The 16,165-nt window shown below is 68.1% G+C and carries 19 protein-coding genes and 2 tRNA genes; 8 read left to right on the top strand and 13 right to left on the bottom strand.

Going from position 1 to position 16,165, the window contains the following annotated elements:
* Window positions 1-4: 4 nt before the first annotated feature.
* From thiE to GGQ96_RS09250, 4 genes are all read right to left on the bottom strand, one after another.
* Window positions 5-694, bottom strand: a complete 690-nt coding sequence (gene thiE / locus GGQ96_RS09265; protein ID WP_184113887.1) for a thiamine phosphate synthase — start codon at window positions 692-694, stop codon at window positions 5-7.
* A gap of 85 nt (window positions 695-779) precedes the next feature.
* A complete protein-coding gene (locus tag GGQ96_RS09260; RefSeq protein WP_184113885.1) occupies window positions 780-1,688 on the bottom strand; it encodes a class I fructose-bisphosphate aldolase in 909 nt (302 codons plus the stop codon).
* Between the two features lie 34 nt (window positions 1,689-1,722).
* A complete protein-coding gene (locus GGQ96_RS09255; protein WP_343058979.1) occupies window positions 1,723-2,076 on the bottom strand; it encodes a type II toxin-antitoxin system PemK/MazF family toxin in 354 nt (117 codons plus the stop codon).
* Complete coding sequence (locus GGQ96_RS09250) at window positions 2,073-2,303, bottom strand: ribbon-helix-helix protein, CopG family (RefSeq protein WP_184113883.1); 231 nt, start codon at window positions 2,301-2,303, stop codon at window positions 2,073-2,075. The genes GGQ96_RS09255 and GGQ96_RS09250 overlap by 4 nt, the downstream gene beginning before the upstream one ends.
* A gap of 174 nt (window positions 2,304-2,477) precedes the next feature.
* On the opposite strand from GGQ96_RS09250, the gene GGQ96_RS09245 reads away from it, so the two are divergent.
* Window positions 2,478-2,936, top strand: coding sequence for a TlpA family protein disulfide reductase (locus GGQ96_RS09245; RefSeq protein ID WP_184114209.1), 459 nt, complete (start codon window positions 2,478-2,480; stop codon window positions 2,934-2,936).
* A 158-nt stretch (window positions 2,937-3,094) separates the two neighbouring features.
* Here GGQ96_RS09245 and GGQ96_RS09240 read toward each other — a convergent pair whose 3' ends face one another.
* The 3 genes from GGQ96_RS09240 to gap all read right to left on the bottom strand — a co-directional run bounded on the left by GGQ96_RS09240 (window position 3,095) and on the right by gap (window position 5,816).
* Window positions 3,095-4,285 carry a phosphoglycerate kinase gene (locus GGQ96_RS09240; protein ID WP_184113881.1) on the bottom strand — a complete coding sequence of 397 codons (1,191 nt, stop codon included), beginning with the start codon at window positions 4,283-4,285 and terminating at the stop codon, window positions 3,095-3,097.
* Window positions 4,282-4,704: an MOSC domain-containing protein gene (locus GGQ96_RS09235; RefSeq protein WP_184114208.1), complete on the bottom strand. Its 423-nt coding sequence runs from the start codon at window positions 4,702-4,704 to the stop codon at window positions 4,282-4,284. The genes GGQ96_RS09240 and GGQ96_RS09235 overlap by 4 nt, the downstream gene beginning before the upstream one ends.
* A gap of 101 nt (window positions 4,705-4,805) precedes the next feature.
* A complete protein-coding gene (gap, locus tag GGQ96_RS09230; protein WP_184113879.1) occupies window positions 4,806-5,816 on the bottom strand; it encodes a type I glyceraldehyde-3-phosphate dehydrogenase in 1,011 nt (336 codons plus the stop codon).
* A gap of 153 nt (window positions 5,817-5,969) precedes the next feature.
* Here gap and GGQ96_RS09225 point away from each other — a divergent pair, with 153 nt between their 5' ends.
* The 4 genes from GGQ96_RS09225 (at window position 5,970) to GGQ96_RS09210 (ending at window position 7,467) form a co-directional block, all read left to right on the top strand.
* The gene (locus tag GGQ96_RS09225) at window positions 5,970-6,197 is read left to right on the top strand and encodes a hypothetical protein (RefSeq protein ID WP_184113872.1); all 228 of its coding nucleotides are present in this window, start codon (window positions 5,970-5,972) and stop codon (window positions 6,195-6,197) included.
* The gene (locus GGQ96_RS09220) at window positions 6,197-6,502 is read left to right on the top strand and encodes a cell division protein ZapA (protein WP_184113870.1); all 306 of its coding nucleotides are present in this window, start codon (window positions 6,197-6,199) and stop codon (window positions 6,500-6,502) included. Before GGQ96_RS09225 ends, GGQ96_RS09220 begins: the two co-directional genes overlap by 1 nt.
* 198 nt (window positions 6,503-6,700) lie before the next feature.
* On the top strand, window positions 6,701-7,264 hold the full coding sequence (locus tag GGQ96_RS09215; RefSeq protein ID WP_184113868.1) for a 5-formyltetrahydrofolate cyclo-ligase: 564 nt from the start codon (window positions 6,701-6,703) through the stop codon (window positions 7,262-7,264).
* Complete coding sequence (locus tag GGQ96_RS09210) at window positions 7,261-7,467, top strand: DUF2842 domain-containing protein (protein WP_184113866.1); 207 nt, start codon at window positions 7,261-7,263, stop codon at window positions 7,465-7,467. Before GGQ96_RS09215 ends, GGQ96_RS09210 begins: the two co-directional genes overlap by 4 nt.
* 25 nt (window positions 7,468-7,492) lie before the next feature.
* On the opposite strand, the gene GGQ96_RS09205 is transcribed toward GGQ96_RS09210, so the two are convergent.
* The 4 genes from GGQ96_RS09205 to GGQ96_RS09190 form a co-directional block, all read right to left on the bottom strand.
* A tRNA-Asp gene (locus GGQ96_RS09205) sits at window positions 7,493-7,569 on the bottom strand.
* 68 nt (window positions 7,570-7,637) lie between these two features.
* Window positions 7,638-7,714, bottom strand: a tRNA-Asp gene (locus GGQ96_RS09200).
* A gap of 56 nt (window positions 7,715-7,770) precedes the next feature.
* Entirely contained in the window at window positions 7,771-8,967 is a 1,197-nt protein-coding gene (locus tag GGQ96_RS09195; protein ID WP_246360403.1) for an AI-2E family transporter, read from the bottom strand.
* 132 nt (window positions 8,968-9,099) lie between these two features.
* Window positions 9,100-9,441: a WYL domain-containing protein gene (locus GGQ96_RS09190; RefSeq protein ID WP_184113862.1), complete on the bottom strand. Its 342-nt coding sequence runs from the start codon at window positions 9,439-9,441 to the stop codon at window positions 9,100-9,102.
* A gap of 137 nt (window positions 9,442-9,578) precedes the next feature.
* Here GGQ96_RS09190 and GGQ96_RS09185 point away from each other — a divergent pair, with 137 nt between their 5' ends.
* A complete protein-coding gene (locus GGQ96_RS09185; RefSeq protein ID WP_184113860.1) occupies window positions 9,579-10,073 on the top strand; it encodes a hypothetical protein in 495 nt (164 codons plus the stop codon).
* A gap of 140 nt (window positions 10,074-10,213) precedes the next feature.
* Here GGQ96_RS09185 and GGQ96_RS09180 read toward each other — a convergent pair whose 3' ends face one another.
* The gene (locus GGQ96_RS09180; RefSeq protein WP_184113858.1) at window positions 10,214-12,328 is read right to left on the bottom strand and encodes a prolyl oligopeptidase family serine peptidase; all 2,115 of its coding nucleotides are present in this window, start codon (window positions 12,326-12,328) and stop codon (window positions 10,214-10,216) included.
* A gap of 292 nt (window positions 12,329-12,620) precedes the next feature.
* On the opposite strand from GGQ96_RS09180, the gene GGQ96_RS09175 reads away from it, so the two are divergent.
* Window positions 12,621-13,373, top strand: a complete 753-nt coding sequence (locus GGQ96_RS09175) for an Npun_F0296 family exosortase-dependent surface protein (protein WP_184113856.1) — start codon at window positions 12,621-12,623, stop codon at window positions 13,371-13,373.
* Between the two features lie 70 nt (window positions 13,374-13,443).
* Here the strand turns inward: GGQ96_RS09175 and GGQ96_RS09170 are convergent, their stop codons facing one another.
* Entirely contained in the window at window positions 13,444-15,177 is a 1,734-nt protein-coding gene (locus GGQ96_RS09170) for a DUF885 domain-containing protein (protein ID WP_184113854.1), read from the bottom strand.
* 142 nt (window positions 15,178-15,319) lie between these two features.
* Between GGQ96_RS09170 and GGQ96_RS09165 the strand changes: the two genes are divergently transcribed.
* Complete coding sequence (locus tag GGQ96_RS09165; protein WP_184113852.1) at window positions 15,320-16,147, top strand: alpha/beta fold hydrolase; 828 nt, start codon at window positions 15,320-15,322, stop codon at window positions 16,145-16,147.
* The last annotated feature ends 18 nt before the right edge of the window (window positions 16,148-16,165 follow it).

Below are 16,165 nucleotides of genomic sequence, written 5' to 3'. Positions count from 1 at the left end.
CCCTCTAGCCTTTTGCGCCAAGCACTTGCGCGAAAGCCCGAACCGCCGCCGCCTCGTCGCCCGACCAGACCGCGCCCGACACCGCCAGGAAATCCGCGCCCGCCGCGACCAGCGGCGCGGCATTGTCCGGCGTGATGCCGCCGATCGCGACGCAGGGCAGCTCGAACAAGGCAGACCACCAGGACAGGATCACCGGCTCGGGCCGATGCTTCACCACCTTGGTCGTGGTCGGATGGAAGCTGCCGAACGCAACATAGTCCGCGCCCGCATCGCCGGCCTCCATCGCCAAATGGCGGCTGTCGTGGCAGGTGACGCCGATCTGCACCGACGGCCCCAGCGCGTCGCGCGCCTCGCGCGGGTCGCCATCCTCCTGGCCCAGATGGACGCCGTCCGCGCCCAGCCGCTTGGCGAGGCTGATCGAATCGTTGACGATGAAGGCGACCTCGCGATCCGCGCAGATGCGCTGGAGCGGTTCGGCCAGACGGGCCGCCTCATGCTGGTCGACATCCTTGACGCGGAACTGGAAGGCCGCCACCGGCCCGGCGTCGAGCGCGCGCGCCAGCCTGTCGGCGAAGCCGCCGGTCACGTCGAGCGGCGAGATCAGGTAGAGCTGGCAGGGTGGCCGCCGCACATCGCGTTCGAAGGCGGCGGCGAAATTCGGGTCGAGGGGCCCCAGGGGATCGTCTTCGGTCATCCCCCCGCCCTAGCGGCTTGCGGCCCCGCGCTCCAGAGTGGTGATCGGCCGCCGCCCAGTCGGCGGAACGGCGGCCGGGAGCGCCTTATTCCTCGCCCTTGTAGATGCGGATGATCCGCGCCAGCATCGCCAGCGCTTCCTCGCGCGGGCGCTGGAAGGTGTTGCGGCCGATGATCGAGCCCTGGCCGCCGCCATCACGGATATCACGCGCATCCTGGAACACCGCGTCCTCGCCCTTGGTCGCGCCGCCCGAAAAGACGTTGATGCGCCGCCCGGCGAAGCTCGCCTGCACCATGTGGCGCACGCGCGCCGCCTGGCTGGCGAAGTCGCCGTCCTTGTAGAGCGGCTTGGCTTCCTTCTGCTCGATATGGTCGGTGGGAAGCTTGGTCTTGATGATGTGCGCGCCGAGCAGCGCCGCCATGTGCGCGGCATAGGCGCCGACGTCGAGCGCCAGCTCGCCGTCCTTGGACAGGTTGCCGCCACGCGGATAGCTCCAGATCACCGTCGCCAGGCCGGCGGCCTCCGCCTCCTCGCGCAGGGCCCGGATCTCCTCCATCTGCTCGAAGATCTGATCGGAGCCCGGATAGATGGTGAAGCCGATCGCCGCGCAGCCCAGCCGCAGCGCGTCGCCGACGCTGGCGGTCACCGCCTGGTCGATGCTGGTCGCCCAGCTGTTCGAGCTGTTGACCTTCAGGATCGTCGGGATCTGCCCAGCGAAGCTGTCGGCGCCCGCCTCCAGCATCCCCAGCGGCGCGGCATAGGCCGACAGGCCGGCATCGATCGCGAGCTGATAGTGGTAATGCGGGTCATAGGCCGCCGGATTGACCGCGAAGGACCGCGCGGGGCCATGTTCGAACCCCTGATCGACCGGCAGGATCACCAGCTTACCCGTGCCGCCCAGATGCCCCTGCATCAGGATGCGGGCGAGGTTCGCCTTCACCGCCGGGCTGGTGCCTTCATATTTGTCGAGAATGGCCTTCACAATCGGGGTCATGTGCGTCTCCTGAGGATATCGGATAGAAACGAAATCAAAGGGCGAGCCACCGGCGCAGCGCCTGATCCACCTGCTCCATGCGAGTCGCCGAAGCATGGCCGAGCAGCTTGACGCAGCGATGACGCGGCACCGAGACGATGCGGTCCACCTGCACCTCGCATTCGACCGGCAGGCCGGTATGCTCCTGGGGCGAGATGGCGACGCGGAACAGCGCCTCGCCGCCGACGCTGCGGGTCAGCGGGCAGAGCGTGATGGTGGCATGGGTCTCGTTGAACAATTCGGCCTGAACGACGACGGCCGGGCGCGGTTCGCCGCCATCGGAGCCTGCGACCAGCAGGATCGCACCGCGCGCCAGGTCGGCGGCGGCCATGCCCGTCCCGGGGCTCACGCGCCGCGTTCCTCGGCGAGCGCAGTCCAGAAGCCGTCATCCTCCGCCGTGTCGCGCTTGGAGGCGCGCAGCGACTGACGCCGCGCTTCCCGGCGAAAAGCCTCGTCGTGCAGGTCGACATAGCGGCGCACCGCTTCCCGCGCGATGTCGCTCTTGCTGCGGCCCTGGGTCCGCGCGACCGCCGCAAGCCGTGCTTCCAGTTCCGAGTCGAGCCTGACACCGAGCATGGGGTTCTCCGTTTAACGTGTTAAACGTAGCAAGGGCTCGCCGCTGTTTCAACCGGCGATCGACACCACTTGATCGGCCAGGCGGCAACGGCCAATCTGGTCGCCGGTCCGGGGGCGGACCATGCAGGGGGGATGAGAATGAACAGGGTTTGGTCCGTGGTGGCGGCCATGACGATGCTGGCCTCACCGTCATCGCTCTGGGCGGGCAGCCGGACGATGAAGGTCGGCGAGCCCGCGCCTGATGCCGAACTGACACTGGTCGATGGCGGCACGGTGCGCCTCGCCGACCTCAAGGGCCAGGTGGTGCTGCTCAATTTCTGGGCGACCTGGTGCGTGCCGTGCCGGCAGGAACTGCCGCTGCTCGACTCCTATTACCGCACGACGCAGAAACATGGGCTGCGCGCCTTCGCGGTCACGACCGAAGGCTCGGTGCCGATCCATCGGCTCAAATCGCTGTTCGCGGCGATGGCGATCCCCTCGGTCAAGCGGATGAAGGGGCTGTCGGGCGAGATGCCGGCGGTGCCGACCAACTATATCATCGATCGCGCCGGGATCGTCCGCTACGCCAAAGCGGGCGCGATGGATCTGGACGACCTGAACCGCGAACTGATTCCACTACTCAAGGAACGGTGAGGCCGCATCGATCCTCCCCAGCAAGGGGAGGTGGCAGTGCGTAGCGGTGACGGAGGGGTGTATCCCGTGGCGACCGGACGATCCATTACCGCCGATGTCACCCCTCCACCATCCTACGGATGGTCTCTCACCCCTTGCGGGGGAGGAACTTGGAACGCTTACCGCATCAGCGCCGCGACGCCGGGCAGGTCCTTGCCCTCCATCCATTCCAGAAATGCGCCGCCGGCGGTGGACACGAAGGTGAATGCGCCGGCCACGCCCGCCTGGTTGAGCGCCGCGACTGTGTCGCCGCCGCCCGCGACCGAAACCAGCGATCCGTCCTGGGTCAGCGCCGCCGCCGTGCGCGCCAGCGACACCGTCGCGACGTCGAAGGGCGGCGTCTCGAACGCGCCCATCGGGCCGTTCCACACCAGGGTGCGGCAGTTCTTCAGCACGTCGCCCAGCGCCTCGACGGCGGCGGGGCCGACGTCCAGGATCATTTCGTCCGCCGCGACCTCATGGACGTTGACCGTGCGCGTCGCCGGGTTCGGCTTGAACTCGCGCGCCACCACCACGTCATAGGGCAGGTGGACGGTGCAGTTCGCCGCGTCCGCCGCATCCAGGATCGATTCGGCGGTGCCGGTCAGGTCGTGCTCGCACAGCGACTTGCCGACATCGACGCCGCGCGCGGCCAGGAAGGTGTTGGCCATGCCGCCACCGATGATCAGGTGATCGACGCGGCTGACCAGGTGGCGCAGCACGTCGAGCTTGCTCGACACCTTGGCCCCGCCGACCACCGCCGCGACCGGATGGGCGGGGTTGCCCAGCGCCTGTTCCAGGGCGTCCAGCTCCGCCTCCATCGCCCGGCCGGCGAACGCGGGCAGCACATGCGCCAATCCCTCGGTCGAGGCGTGGGCGCGGTGCGCGGCGGAGAAGGCGTCGTTGACATACAGGTCGCCCAGCTTCGCCATGTCCGCGACCAGCGCCGGATCGTTCTTCTCCTCGCCGGGGAAGAAGCGGGTGTTCTCCAGCACCGCGACGTCGCCCGGCTGGAGGGACGCCACCGCTTCGGCCGCACCGTCCCAGTCAATGAAGCGGACCGGCCGGCCCAGCACGTCGCCATAGGGCTTGGTCACCATCGCCAGCGACATGTCCGGATTGCGCTGCCCCTTGGGACGGCCGAAATGCGCCAGCACCAGCACGATCGCGCCGCGATCCGCCAGTTCGGTGACGGTCGCCAGCGTCGCGCGAAGCCGCGTGTCGTCGGTCACCCGACCGTCCGCCATCGGCACGTTGAGATCCTCGCGCACCAGCACGCGCTTGCCTTGGATTTCGCCCATGTCGTCGAGCGTCTTGAACGGCTTGGTCATGCTTCCTCGATCCTGATGATGTCGCCCAGGGCGATCCGCCCACCCGCCAGCACGCGCGTGCACACGCCGCCGCGCCAGTCCGGGGTCAGGGCCTGCCGCAATCCCGGCCGGAGCGCGTCCATGCGCTGGCAGGGATCACATTCCATGGTGATGGCCAGCACCACCTCCGCACCGATGCGCAGCCGCGCGCCCGCCACCTGCGGCAGCACGAGGCCCTGGACCAGCAGATTGGCGCGCCGGTCCTGCCACAGCAGGTCCCGGGTTAGCGCGGGGTCGAGCTCGGCGAGCGCCCGCTCCCAGTCCTCCCGCGCCATCGCCGTCACCTGACGGCGGCCGCGCCCGCCCGGCTTGACCAGGCCGCGGGCATCGCCCGCCACGCCGCCCTCGACGGAGATGTCGACCGAGTCGATCACCTCCATCAGTGCCTTGGGCCGGGCATGGCGGGCGATGCCCGCCAGCACGCCCGCCGTCCCCGCCCCGGGGGCGACGGACGCGGCGGCGTGGACGGGCAGGCGGTGGCTCAGAGGAACCGCGCCATCGCGGTCGCGGTGTCGACCATGCGGTTGGAGAAGCCCCATTCATTGTCATACCAGGACACAACGCGGACCAGCTTGCCGTCGATCACCGCCGTCTCCAGGCTGTCGACGGTCGAGGACTGGGGCGAGTGCATCAGGTCGATCGAGACCAGCGGCTCGTCCGAATAGACCAGCACGCCCTTCAAAGGGCCGTCTTCCGACGCCGCCTTCAGGATCGCGTTGACCTCGTCGCGGGTGGTGTCGCGCTTGGGGGTGAAGGTGAGGTCGACCAGGCTGACGTCCGGCACCGGCACGCGGATCGCCGAGCCGTCCAGCTTGCCCTTCAGTTCCGGCAGCACCTCGCCCACCGCGCGCGCCGCGCCCGTGGTGGTCGGGATCATCGACATGGCGGCTGCACGCGCGCGGCGCAGGTCGGGATGGATCTGGTCGAGGATCTTCTGGTCGTTGGTGTAGGCGTGAACGGTGGTCATCAGGCCGCGCTCGATGCCGATCGAGTCGTTCAACACCTTGGCGACCGGCGCCAGGCAGTTGGTGGTGCAGCTGGCGTTGGACACGATGACGTGGTCCGCGCCGAGCTGGTCGTGGTTGACGCCGAACACGACGGTCAGGTCGACATTCTTGCCGGGGGCAGAGATCAGCACCTTCTTGGCGCCGGCATCGATATGCTTCTGGCACGACGCGCGGTCGGTGAAGAAGCCGGTGCATTCCAGCACGAGCTCGATGCCCAGCTCCTTGTGCGGTAGGTTGGCGGGATCGCGTTCGGCGGTCACGCGGATACGCTTGCCGTCGATGACGATGTCGTTGCCTTCGGCCGAGACTTCGCCGGGATACCGGCCATGGACGCTGTCGCGGCTGAACAGCCAGGCGTTCGACTTGGCATCGGCCAGGTCGTTGATCGCCACCAGCTCGAGCTGGCCGTCGCCGCGCTCCAGGATCGCACGCGCGACCAGGCGACCGATACGCCCGAACCCGTTGATCGCTACCTTCACCGTCATCGCGCCTGCTCCTTCGGATAATGGCCCCGGGACCGCCAAGTCGCGGACGGGCCGAACGTCCGGGCCTTTCGGGTCGTCGGCCCTGCCTGTCAACCATCGCAACGGCCGGTCGCGGCCCTTGCCGCGACTCCGCTCCATCCCTACTCCGGCAGGATGGATGACCTGCCAGCCGCCCAACACCCCAGCGACGCCTCCGCCGCCGACCGGATCGAACGCGCGATCGCCCGGATCGAGCGCGCCGTCGCGGTACGCGCCGCCGATAGCGAGGCGCTCGTCAAACGCCACGCCGCCTTGAAGGCCCGCATGGCCGAGGCGGTGTCGGCGCTGGACGACGTGATCGCGCGCACGCCCGCCACCACCCCCGCGCCGGGCCGCCGCTGATGGCGACGATCACGCTCAACATCGGCGGCCGGCCATTTCCCGTCGCCTGCCGCGACGGCGAGGAGGCCCGGCTCCACTCGCTCGGCCGGATGGTCGCCGAACGCTGGCCCGCCGCCGATCGCGCCGCCAATGGCCAGCCGGAGCGGGCGATGCTCTATATCGCGCTGATGCTCGCCGACGCACTCGACGAATCGGAGAGCCGGCCGCCGCCAGGCTCGGCGGTCAGCGAGCCGGCGCTGCTGCGGATCGCGGATCGGCTGGAAGCGCTCGCCGACGCCCTTGAGCAAACGCCGCCGAGCGCCTAGATAGATGACCGGCGGGTACTGCCCGGTGCGAGCTTCTTATATCCCTGAGGCTATTCATCATCCACGGGGGCTGTCCCTGCCCGGACCCTGGTCCGACGCACATGGTCCCCACCTGACGTACTGGGCGTCGGTGGATACAACGGCAAACGGCCATGGCGGTCCCGCCACCCGCCCCCCTTTCCTGATGCGCGCGCGGCCATGACCGACGTGCCGTCCCCGACCGACAAGCGCGTGCTGCGGGCCAGGCTGCGAGCGCTGCGCGACGCGGTGCCGCCCCGCTCCCTGCCGGTGCCGCCGGCTTTCCTCAGCCTGCTGCGCTCGGCGTTAACGGTCGCCAGCTATGCGCCGATGGGCGGCGAGGCGGACCCCGCCCCCTTCGCACGCGCCGCGGTAGATGCGGGTGCCGGGCTGGCCCTGCCCCATGTCGTCGACCGGGCGACGCCGCTCCGCTTCCTGGCCTGGGACGGGCGGCGCCACGCGCCAGGCCCCTTCGGCCTGCGCAATCCCCCCGGCGATGCCCCGGAGGTAGCGCCCGACCTGATCCTGACGCCGCTGGTCGGCTTCGACCGGAAGGGCAACCGAATCGGACAGGGCGCCGGCCATTACGACCGCGCCTTCGCCCGCTTCCCCGAGGCGATTCGGATCGGCATCGCGTGGAGCGTGCAGGAACTGCCGCCGCTCGCGCCCGACCCATGGGACGTGCCGCTGCACGCGGTCGCCACCGAACAGGAATGGATCAGCATCATGGACCCTGCCGCATGACCCCGAGCTGGCGCAAACCCGCCGGTGCGCTGTTGATCCTGGCGCTGATCATGGTCTGGGTGGGATTGGTCGCCAGCCTGTCCGACCTGGTCGCGACATGGCATTGGACGGCGCAGCTGGCCTTCTACGCGGTCACCGGGCTGGTCTGGATCACGCCGCTCAAGCCGTTGCTCCGATGGATGGAGACGGGGCGCTGGCGCTGACACTAAATCAAGAATTGGCGCCGGGTGGCGCGAGTGACGGGGCTCGAACCCGCGACCTCCGGCGTGACAGGCCGGCGCTCTAACCAACTGAGCTACACCCGCAGACCCTGCGGACCGGACGGTCCGCGAACATCGGCGACTTGCTGCTTCGGCACCATCCCCCTGGGGGGTGGCGCGAGTGACGGGGCTCGAACCCGCGACCTCCGGCGTGACAGGCCGGCGCTCTAACCAACTGAGCTACACCCGCTTGCGAAGCGAGGCCGGCCCACTATGCGACAGGCGGGGGGCTGTCAACGGGCCTTTTCATTTTCCTGCATCGCCAGTCCCATTTCCTGCGCCCCGCTGCCGCCGCTCGCGGCCCTGATGGACCAGCGTGCCATGTTCGAACAGGAAGCCGGCGATGTCGGGCTTGCCCGCCGCGCCCAGCACGGTCTGGAGGATGATGAGCAGCGGCACCGCCAGCAGCGCGCCCAGCGTCCCCCATACCCATCCCCAGAAGCTGAGCGAGATGAGGATGAGCAGCGGGCTGATCGTCAGCCGGTGGCCGACGACGAAGGGCGTGATCGCGTTCGCCTCGACCAGGTGGAGGCCGTACATCACCACCGGCGGCAATAGCGCGGTCCAGATGTCGTTGAACGTCATCAGCCCGCCCAGCGCCAGCAGGAATGCGCCGATCACCGGCCCGAAATAGGGGATGTAGTTGAGCAGCGCGACGATGCCGCCCCACATCGCCGGATAGGGCATGCCGAGCGCCCAGAGCGCCGCACCCGTCACGATCCCGAGGATGACGTTGATCAGCGTGATCGTGCCCAGATAGGCCGACACGTCGTCGACCACGTCCTGGATGACCCGCGCGGTCGCCATCGCGCCGTCGAAGCTGGTGCGGCCGGTGATCGTCTTCTGCCGCATCCGCGTCCAGCCGGACAGGAAGAAGAAGACGATCAGCACGCCGAACAGGAATTGCACGATCACCGCCGGGGCGGATGTGGCGGCCAGTTCCAGGATCGACGAGGGCGGCGCGACGGCGGCGGTCGGCGAGGAGCGGACCGGCGTCGAGGCGATCTGGCGCAGCGCCTTGTTGGCATAGCGTTCGAGGCTGGAATAGAGGTCGAGCAGCGGCGCCAGGTTATCCTGGATGCGCCCGATCCGGCTCGGCAACAGGCGGAAGAAGTCGGTGGCCGGCACGACGATGGCGGCCAGCGCGATGTTCACTGCGATCAGGAACAGCAGGATGCACAGGATCGCCGCCAGCGCCGACGGCACCCGCCGCCGCTCCAGCCACTCGAGGATCGGCACCATCGCCACCGCGATCACCAGTGCGGTGGTCAGCGGCAAGAAGAACTCCGCCCCTTCCTTCAGGGCGAAGGGCGTGGCGAAGATCAGGCCGATGCCGGCGGTCAGCGTCAGCGCCGCCAGCAGCCGGTCGCGACGCATCGCGATCCGCACCGCCTCGTCCGGCGCGACGCCGCTCGGCACCCCCAGGATGCTGTCGCCCGGCATGGTCGGGGCCGGGTCCCGCGCGTCGTCGTCGCTGATCGTCATGGCGGCATCCTAGCCGCTTTACTGGCCGCCGCCATCCCGAAGCCGCGCCGCCGCCACGATAATTGGGCCGATCGGCGCGGTGGGCAGAGGTCAGCCCCGCTCGATTTCCATCAGCATCGTATGTTCGTAACGCTTCTCGCCCGGCTGGTAGAGCGCGCTCGGCTGGAAACGGCGCGGGGTGATGCGCAACGCGCCCAGTCCGGCGAGCTTGAACGTGCCGATCTTCTCCTCGCGCGGCGGCTTGCCGTCGCGGTCGAGGGTCAGCGCATCGACATAGATTTCGTCGTGCCGGGTATAGATGGCATGCGGCGCCAGCGTCACGTCGCCGCGGTTGTAGGTCGCGGCGACCGCGAGTTGCTTGACGATCGCCTCGAAGATGACGGCGGGGGATGGCGGCGGCGTGGTGGGCTGACGCTCAATCGTGGCGCTCATATCGTTCATTCCCACCCCTTTGCCGAAACTGCTGCACCGCAGCAAGAACGATCATGTGCTATGGATGTTTCGCCCCGTCTCGTTCCGGGCCAAGTCCGGTGCCGGGAACGTCATCGGACCCGGGCGGTTCCACCATCATGAGCGACACCGCGATCCGCGACGATCCCCGGCTGTGGGATGAGGTGAAGGACCGAATCACCGCCGGCGCCAAAGGCGGCAAGGCTGGCGAATGGTCGGCGCGCAAGGCGCAGTTGGCAGTCGCCGAGTACAAGAAGCGCGGCGGCGGCTATCGGGGCGGCAAGACGCCCGACAACCACCTCCACCAGTGGACCGAGGAGGATTGGGGCACCCGGTCCGGCAAGCCAAGCGGCGACACGCACGAACGCTATCTGCCGAAACAGGCGCGCGCGGCGCTGAGCGACGAAGATTATGCGCGCACCACGGCCGCCAAGCGGCGGGATACGCATAAAGGCAAGCAGTATTCCGCCCAGCCCGAGGATATCGTCAGGAAGACGGCACCGTTCCGCGACCACCGCACCAAGGCGGAATTGTACGAAGAGGCGAAACGCCGCGCCGTTGCCGGCCGCTCGTCCATGACCAGGGCCGAGTTGCAGGCGGCGCTCAACAAATAGGACACGCCCCCCTTCTGCACCCCGGCGGAGGCCGGGGCCGAGTTGGGGAACGCTGGTGATGGCATACAGCGCTTCGTTACGGCGGCCTTTCCAACTGGGCCCCGGCCTTCGCCGGGGAACAGTCTATTAGAACAGCTACCTCACTTTGTCTCGGTCGCGGCCGGCGCCGCCCCCATCAGCTTCTGCGCGAAATAGGTCATTTGCAGCGCCTGCAGCCGCGCACCCTGCTCGATATCGGCGTCGCCTGAATGGCCACCGGCGGTGTCCTCGTAGAATAGGTAGGGCTTGCCATATTCCTTCAGCCGCGCCGCGAACTTGCGGGCGTGCTGCGGGCCGACGCGGTCGTCCTTGGTGGTCGTCCAGATATAGGGCTCGGGATAGGTCACGTCCCGCCGGATATTGGCGTAGGGCGAGATGCGGCGCAGGAAGGCCGCTTCGTTTGGATTGGTGATCGAGCCATACTCGCCCTCCCATGAGGCGCCCGCCGCGATCGACTGGTAGCGGACCATGTCGAGCAGCGGGACCTGGATCGTCACCGCCTTCCACAGATCGGGATGCTGGGTGAACTCGACGCCCATCAGCAACCCGCCGTTCGACCCGCCATAGATGCCGAGCTTGGCCGGGCTGGTCAGCTTGCGCGCGAACAGGTCCTTGGCGACGCTGGCGAAATCGTCATAGATCACCTGCCGCTTGGTCTTCAGGCCGGCATCATGCCATTTCGGGCCGAACTCGCCGCCGCCGCGGATATTGGCGAGCACATAGGCCCCGCCCCGCTCCAGCCACAGCTTGCCCATGCCGCCCGAATAACTGGGCGTCATCGGCAGTTCGAAGCCGCCATAGGCGGTCATGATCGTCGGCGTCTGCCCGTCCAGCGGCGCATCGGCGCGGTGAACGACGAAATAGGGCACCTTGGTGCCGTCGGTCGAGGTCGCCTCGAACTGCTCGACCTTGAGCCCGGCGGCGTTGAAGCGGGCCGGCGTCGCCCGGATCTCCCTGGGCGCGGCCGTGCCGGCGGCGTCGTACGCATAGAGTGCGGTCGGCGTCAGGAAGCCGGTGACGGTCAGGAATAGCTGGTCGCTGCGGTCAGTGGTGCTGGCCAGATCGACCGAGACATTGTCGGGCAGCGCCACCGGCTTCGACGTCCAGCCGTTCGCACCCGGCGTCAGCACCGCCATCCGGCCGCGGACATTGTCCATGTAAGTGACGACCAGCGTGTCCCGCGTGGTGGCGACGCCGTCCACCGCCTGGCGCGGGGTCGGCTGAAAGACCAGGCTGGGCGTGGCGCGGCCCGCCTCAAGGTCGGCCACCGGCACCGCGGCGATCGCGCCCGCCGGCACCCGGCCCCAATCGTCGCTGGTGGTGAAGACCACCTGCCCGTCGACCATGCCCGCCGGGAAGGCGCGCGCCGGCATATCGAGCTTGCGCGTGCCCGACGGCGTCCAGACCAGCTTGTCGCCGCCGAAGAAATCCTGCCGCCGCTCGATGAAGACGATGCGATGACCGCGGCCGTCGGTGATGACCGAGGCATAGGTGCCGAGCTGGTCACCGGCCGCGCCGCGATAGACCTCGGTCGCGGCGCTGAGCGGCTGGCCGCGCTTCACCATCTTGACGACGAAGGGATAGCCGGAGGTCGTCATCGTCCCCGCGCCCCAGTCGCGGCTGACCAGCAGCGTGTCCTTGTCGATCCACTCCGCGCCCTGTTTCGACGTGGGCAGCACGAAGCCATTGTCGACGAATCGCCCGGTCTCCAGATCGAACTCGCGATAGGTGATCGCATCCTCGCCGCCCTCGGACAAGGCGACCAGGCACAGCCGCTCCTCGGGCTCCAGGCACGTCGCGCCCTTCCATACCCATTTCTTGCCCTCGGCCTTGGACAGCGCGTCGAGGTCGATCAGCGTCTTCCAGGCCGGCTGCGGGTTGGCGTAATCGGCCGGCGTGGTCCAGCGCCACAGGCCCTGCGGATGATCGGCATCGCGCCAGAAGTTCAGGATGCGGCCGTAGCGCTGCGACGGCATCGGAATGCGGTCCTTGGCGACGGCGATCGCCAGCGCCTCGCGATGGAAGGTCGCATAGCGCGGGTCGTTCTGGAGGCGCGGCAGCGTGCGGGCATTCTCCGCCTCCACCCATGCGAGCGGCTTCGCGCCGTCCTTGTCCTCGAGCCAGATATAGGGATCGTCCATCGTCTTCGCCTGTTGGGCAAGCGCCGGAGCGCCTGCGAGGAAGCTTGCCGCGAGCAGGAACGTGAAGCCGCGCATAATCACCCCTTGTTGTGAATGGGGCGGACTGTGCCCCGTGACGCACGTCCCTGCAATCCATACCGATTCGCGTCGCCGATCTGGCCAGCGGCACCAGCGCGGGGCACATGCCAGTTGTTCATAGATTTTCTATAATAAGTTTCCAGTTAACTATAATTATCAACGACGCAATCACGCGATTAACCATGTCATTTCTCCGGCTGGCACAGCTTTCCCCGAATGCTTGTCGCATCAAGCATTGCCGCGACGACTGCCTGAATATAAACTTTCCATATTCAGAGGGAAACACATCATGAAGCTCTTCTACACCACGCTCGCCGTCGCCGCCGCCGCGATCCTGCCCGGTGCCGCCCAGGCCGCTGACTTCAAGGTCAGCTACGAAGCCGCCGGCGCGCAGAACACGACCGCGACTTTCGCGACCAAGGGCGTCGAGACCTTCGACGGTCGCGCCACGGGTACGCAGAGCTTCAAGACCGACTTCGGCTCCAAGGGGGTCATCTCCGGCACCTACACCAATGTCGGCGTCAACTCTGCCGATGTCTTCGGCGGCGCGGGCGGCACCGGCAACTATGCCTCGACCTTTTCGGGCACCGGCTATTCGCTTGACCTGACGACCACCGACAGCCGCGGCATCAACTATTTCGGCTTCTGGCTCTCGGCCCTGGACCGCGGCAACCAGCTGACCTTCTACAAGAACGGCGCCAGCGTCTTCACCTTCTCCGCCGCGCAGATCGCCAACCTGTTCACCGACAAGCCGGGCTATTACGGCAATCCGAACCCGGCCAAGAGCGGCAACACCAGCGAGCCCTACGCCTTCCTCAACTTCTTCGACACCAACGGCACGTTCGACAAGATCGTCTTCGCGGAAACGCCGCAGGTCGGCGGCTATGAATCGGACAACCACACGGTCGGCTACTTCACCGGCATGGGCGACGCGACGGCGGTGCCGGAGCCCTCGACCTGGGCGCTGATGTTCTGCGGCCTGGCCATGGTCGGCGCGACGATGCGCCGCCGCAAGGTCCGCGCGACGGTCGTCACCGCCTGACCCGATCACCGGGACGCGAAAAGGGGCCGGAGGCATCATGCTTCCGGCCCCTTTGTCGTGCCCATCCGGATCAGAAGATCGCGCGGGCGCTCGGCTCGTTCATCATCATCTGGCGGACCAGCGGGATCGGCGGGCCGCCATAGCTCAGGAACTGGTCGTGGAACGCCTTCCACCCCGCCCGACCGCCATGGCGCGCGGTCCAGTCGGCGCGCAGTCGGCGGATCATCAGCTTGCCCATCGTATAGTTGAGATAGGCCGGGTCATAGGTGCCGCGCGCCGACTGCTGGCGCGCATTGCCCTCGTCCTGATAGCATTGCTCGACGAACATGCGACGCGACTGTTCCTGGGTCATGCCGCGCGCGTGCAGCCCGATCGCCGACAGGAAGCGGCAGTCGCGCAGCAGCGCGTTGGAGAGCTGGCCGATATGGACCTGGGGATCGCCATCGCCCAGTCCCGCTTCCCACATCATCTCCTCGGCATAATGGGCCCAGCCCTCCGCGAAGGCATAGCCGACGAACACCCGTCCGAAGAGCGAGGGCGAGCGGTTGGCATGGAGGAACTGGAGGAAATGCCCCGGCATCACCTCATGCACAGACGTGAAGAGCAGGTCGTCGACGCCCGGCACGAACGCGTCGCGCGTCGCCTTGTCCCAGGCGGGATCGGGCGGCGAGATGTAGTAGACGGACGGGATGTTGTGCTCGAACGGCCCCGGCGGGTCGATATAGGCGCTGTTCTGCCGGTTATAGGGCGGGCTTTCCTCGACCAGCGCCTGTTCGGTGCCGGGGATGGTGACCAGGTCGTGCGCGGTGACGAAGGCGCGCAGGGTCGGCAATTGCCGCCGCGCCTCGGCCACGGGGCCGTCCTTGGGCTTGTTCGCCGCCATCTTGTCGACACAGGCCGGCACGGTCAGGCCCGGCGCGAACTGGGCGCAGGCGGCGACCAAGGCCGCGCGATTGCGCGCCAGGTCGGCGCGGCCCGCCGCCTCCAGCGTGGCGAGCGGCGTCGTCACCCCCTCGGTCGCTGCCAGCATCCGCTGGAAGCGCGGCGCGCCAAGCGCGAACGCCTCGTTCGCCACCGGCCGTTGCGACTCCAGCCAGCCGCCCAGCGCCTTCACCGCGGCCGCGGCGCTGGTCGCCGCCATGCGTAGGTCGCGCTGGATCGCCGCGTCCTTGACCGAGGCGAAGGCCGCCACCGCGTCCTTGGCGTAATAGTCCGCGAAGCCGTTGAACGCCGCCGCGCCATAATTGGCGAAGCTGAGCGGCATCGGCGTCTTCAGATTGGCGCGGATATTCCCCGCCGCCGCCGGCACGTTGCGCAGGAAGGCGGTCAAGGCCCGCGCCCGCGTCGCCGCATCGGCATAGTTGCGCGCGATATAGACGTTGGGGTCGAGCGTCCCGACATACCAGGCGGGGTTGGTGTGCGGCTGGTCGGCGTCCTCCAGCCAGAACAGCCGGCCTTGCGCCACCTGCACGAGATAATCGCGTTCGAACCGCTCGTCTCGGTTCAGGCCGCGGACCGGCATCGCGCGCGCGGCGGCGATCGAGCGGCGATAGAAATCGCCCAGCCGCTTCAATCCAGCCGGGCTCCAGTCCTGGATCTGGCCGTCGAAATCATGCCGGCCCTCATAGACAGCGAAATTCGGATCGAGCCGGAACAGCTCCTCCATAAACGCGTCGCGGAACGCGGGCCAGCGCCGTGCCCCCGCCGGCGTGGACGCGGCCGGCATCGTCGCCGCGCGCGGCCTCTGCGCCTCCACGGGCAGGGCCCCGCCCCCACCCAGGCCGGCGAGCATGCTCGCGGCCATGACCAACCTCAACCCCTTCATCATTCCTCCGTGATTCGTATCGGGCGATGCTGCCACTCCACCGCCGCCCGCGCCAGTGCGGGCGGCGGAACAGCGGCTCCGCAGCGGCGTTCCTGCCCCGCAACAAAGCCGGAGCATATCAATGCCCTATATCAAGACGCGCGACGGGACCGACCTGTATGTCAAGGATTGGGGCAGCGGCCGGCCCGTGATCCTGCTCCATGGCTGGCCGCTCAACGCCGATAGCTGGGATGCGCAGGCGATGGCGCTGGCGGAGGCGGGGTTCCGCGCCATCGCCTATGACCGGCGAGGCTTCGGCCGGTCGGGCCAGCCCTGGTCCGGCTATGACTATGACACGCTGTCGGACGACCTGGCCGATGTGATGAAGGCGGCGGGCGCCGACCAGGATGCCACCATCATCGGCTTCTCGATGGGCGGCGGCGAGGTCGCGCGCTACATGAGCCGGCATGACGGTCAGGGCGTGGTCGCGGCCGGCCTGATCTCGTCGGTCGTGCCCTATATGCTCAAGACCGACGACAATCCGGACGGCACGCCGCAATCCACCTTCGACCAGATCGCCGATGGCATCGTCAAGGACCGGGCCAAATTCTTCCGCCACACCTTCGTGCCGCAATTCTACGGCGTCGGCTACATCACCAGCCCGGTGAGCGACGATGTGGTGGAATATTCGACCAATCTGGCGTTGATGGCCGGCCTCAAGCCGACGCTGGCCTGCGCTCAGGCGTTCAGCCACACCGATTTCCGCCCCGACCTGCCCGCCTTCCGCGTACCCACGCTGATCGTTCATGGCACCGGCGACCAGACGGTGCCGATCGATGCCTCGGCCCGCGCCGCGGCGGCCGGGATCGCGAACAGCCAGCTTGTGGAATATGACGGCGCGCCGCACGGCCTGAATGTCACCGAAAGCGATCGGCTGACCCGCGACCTGCTGACCTTCCTGGGTCACTGAGTTCGGCACCACCCGCCC

The organism is Sphingomonas abaci (assembly GCF_014199625.1).
GTDB classification, from domain to species: Bacteria; Pseudomonadota; Alphaproteobacteria; order Sphingomonadales; family Sphingomonadaceae; genus Sphingomonas; species Sphingomonas abaci.
The sequence above is the reverse complement of the archived record's forward strand: the minus strand, read 5'-3'. Positions and strand labels throughout refer to the sequence as shown.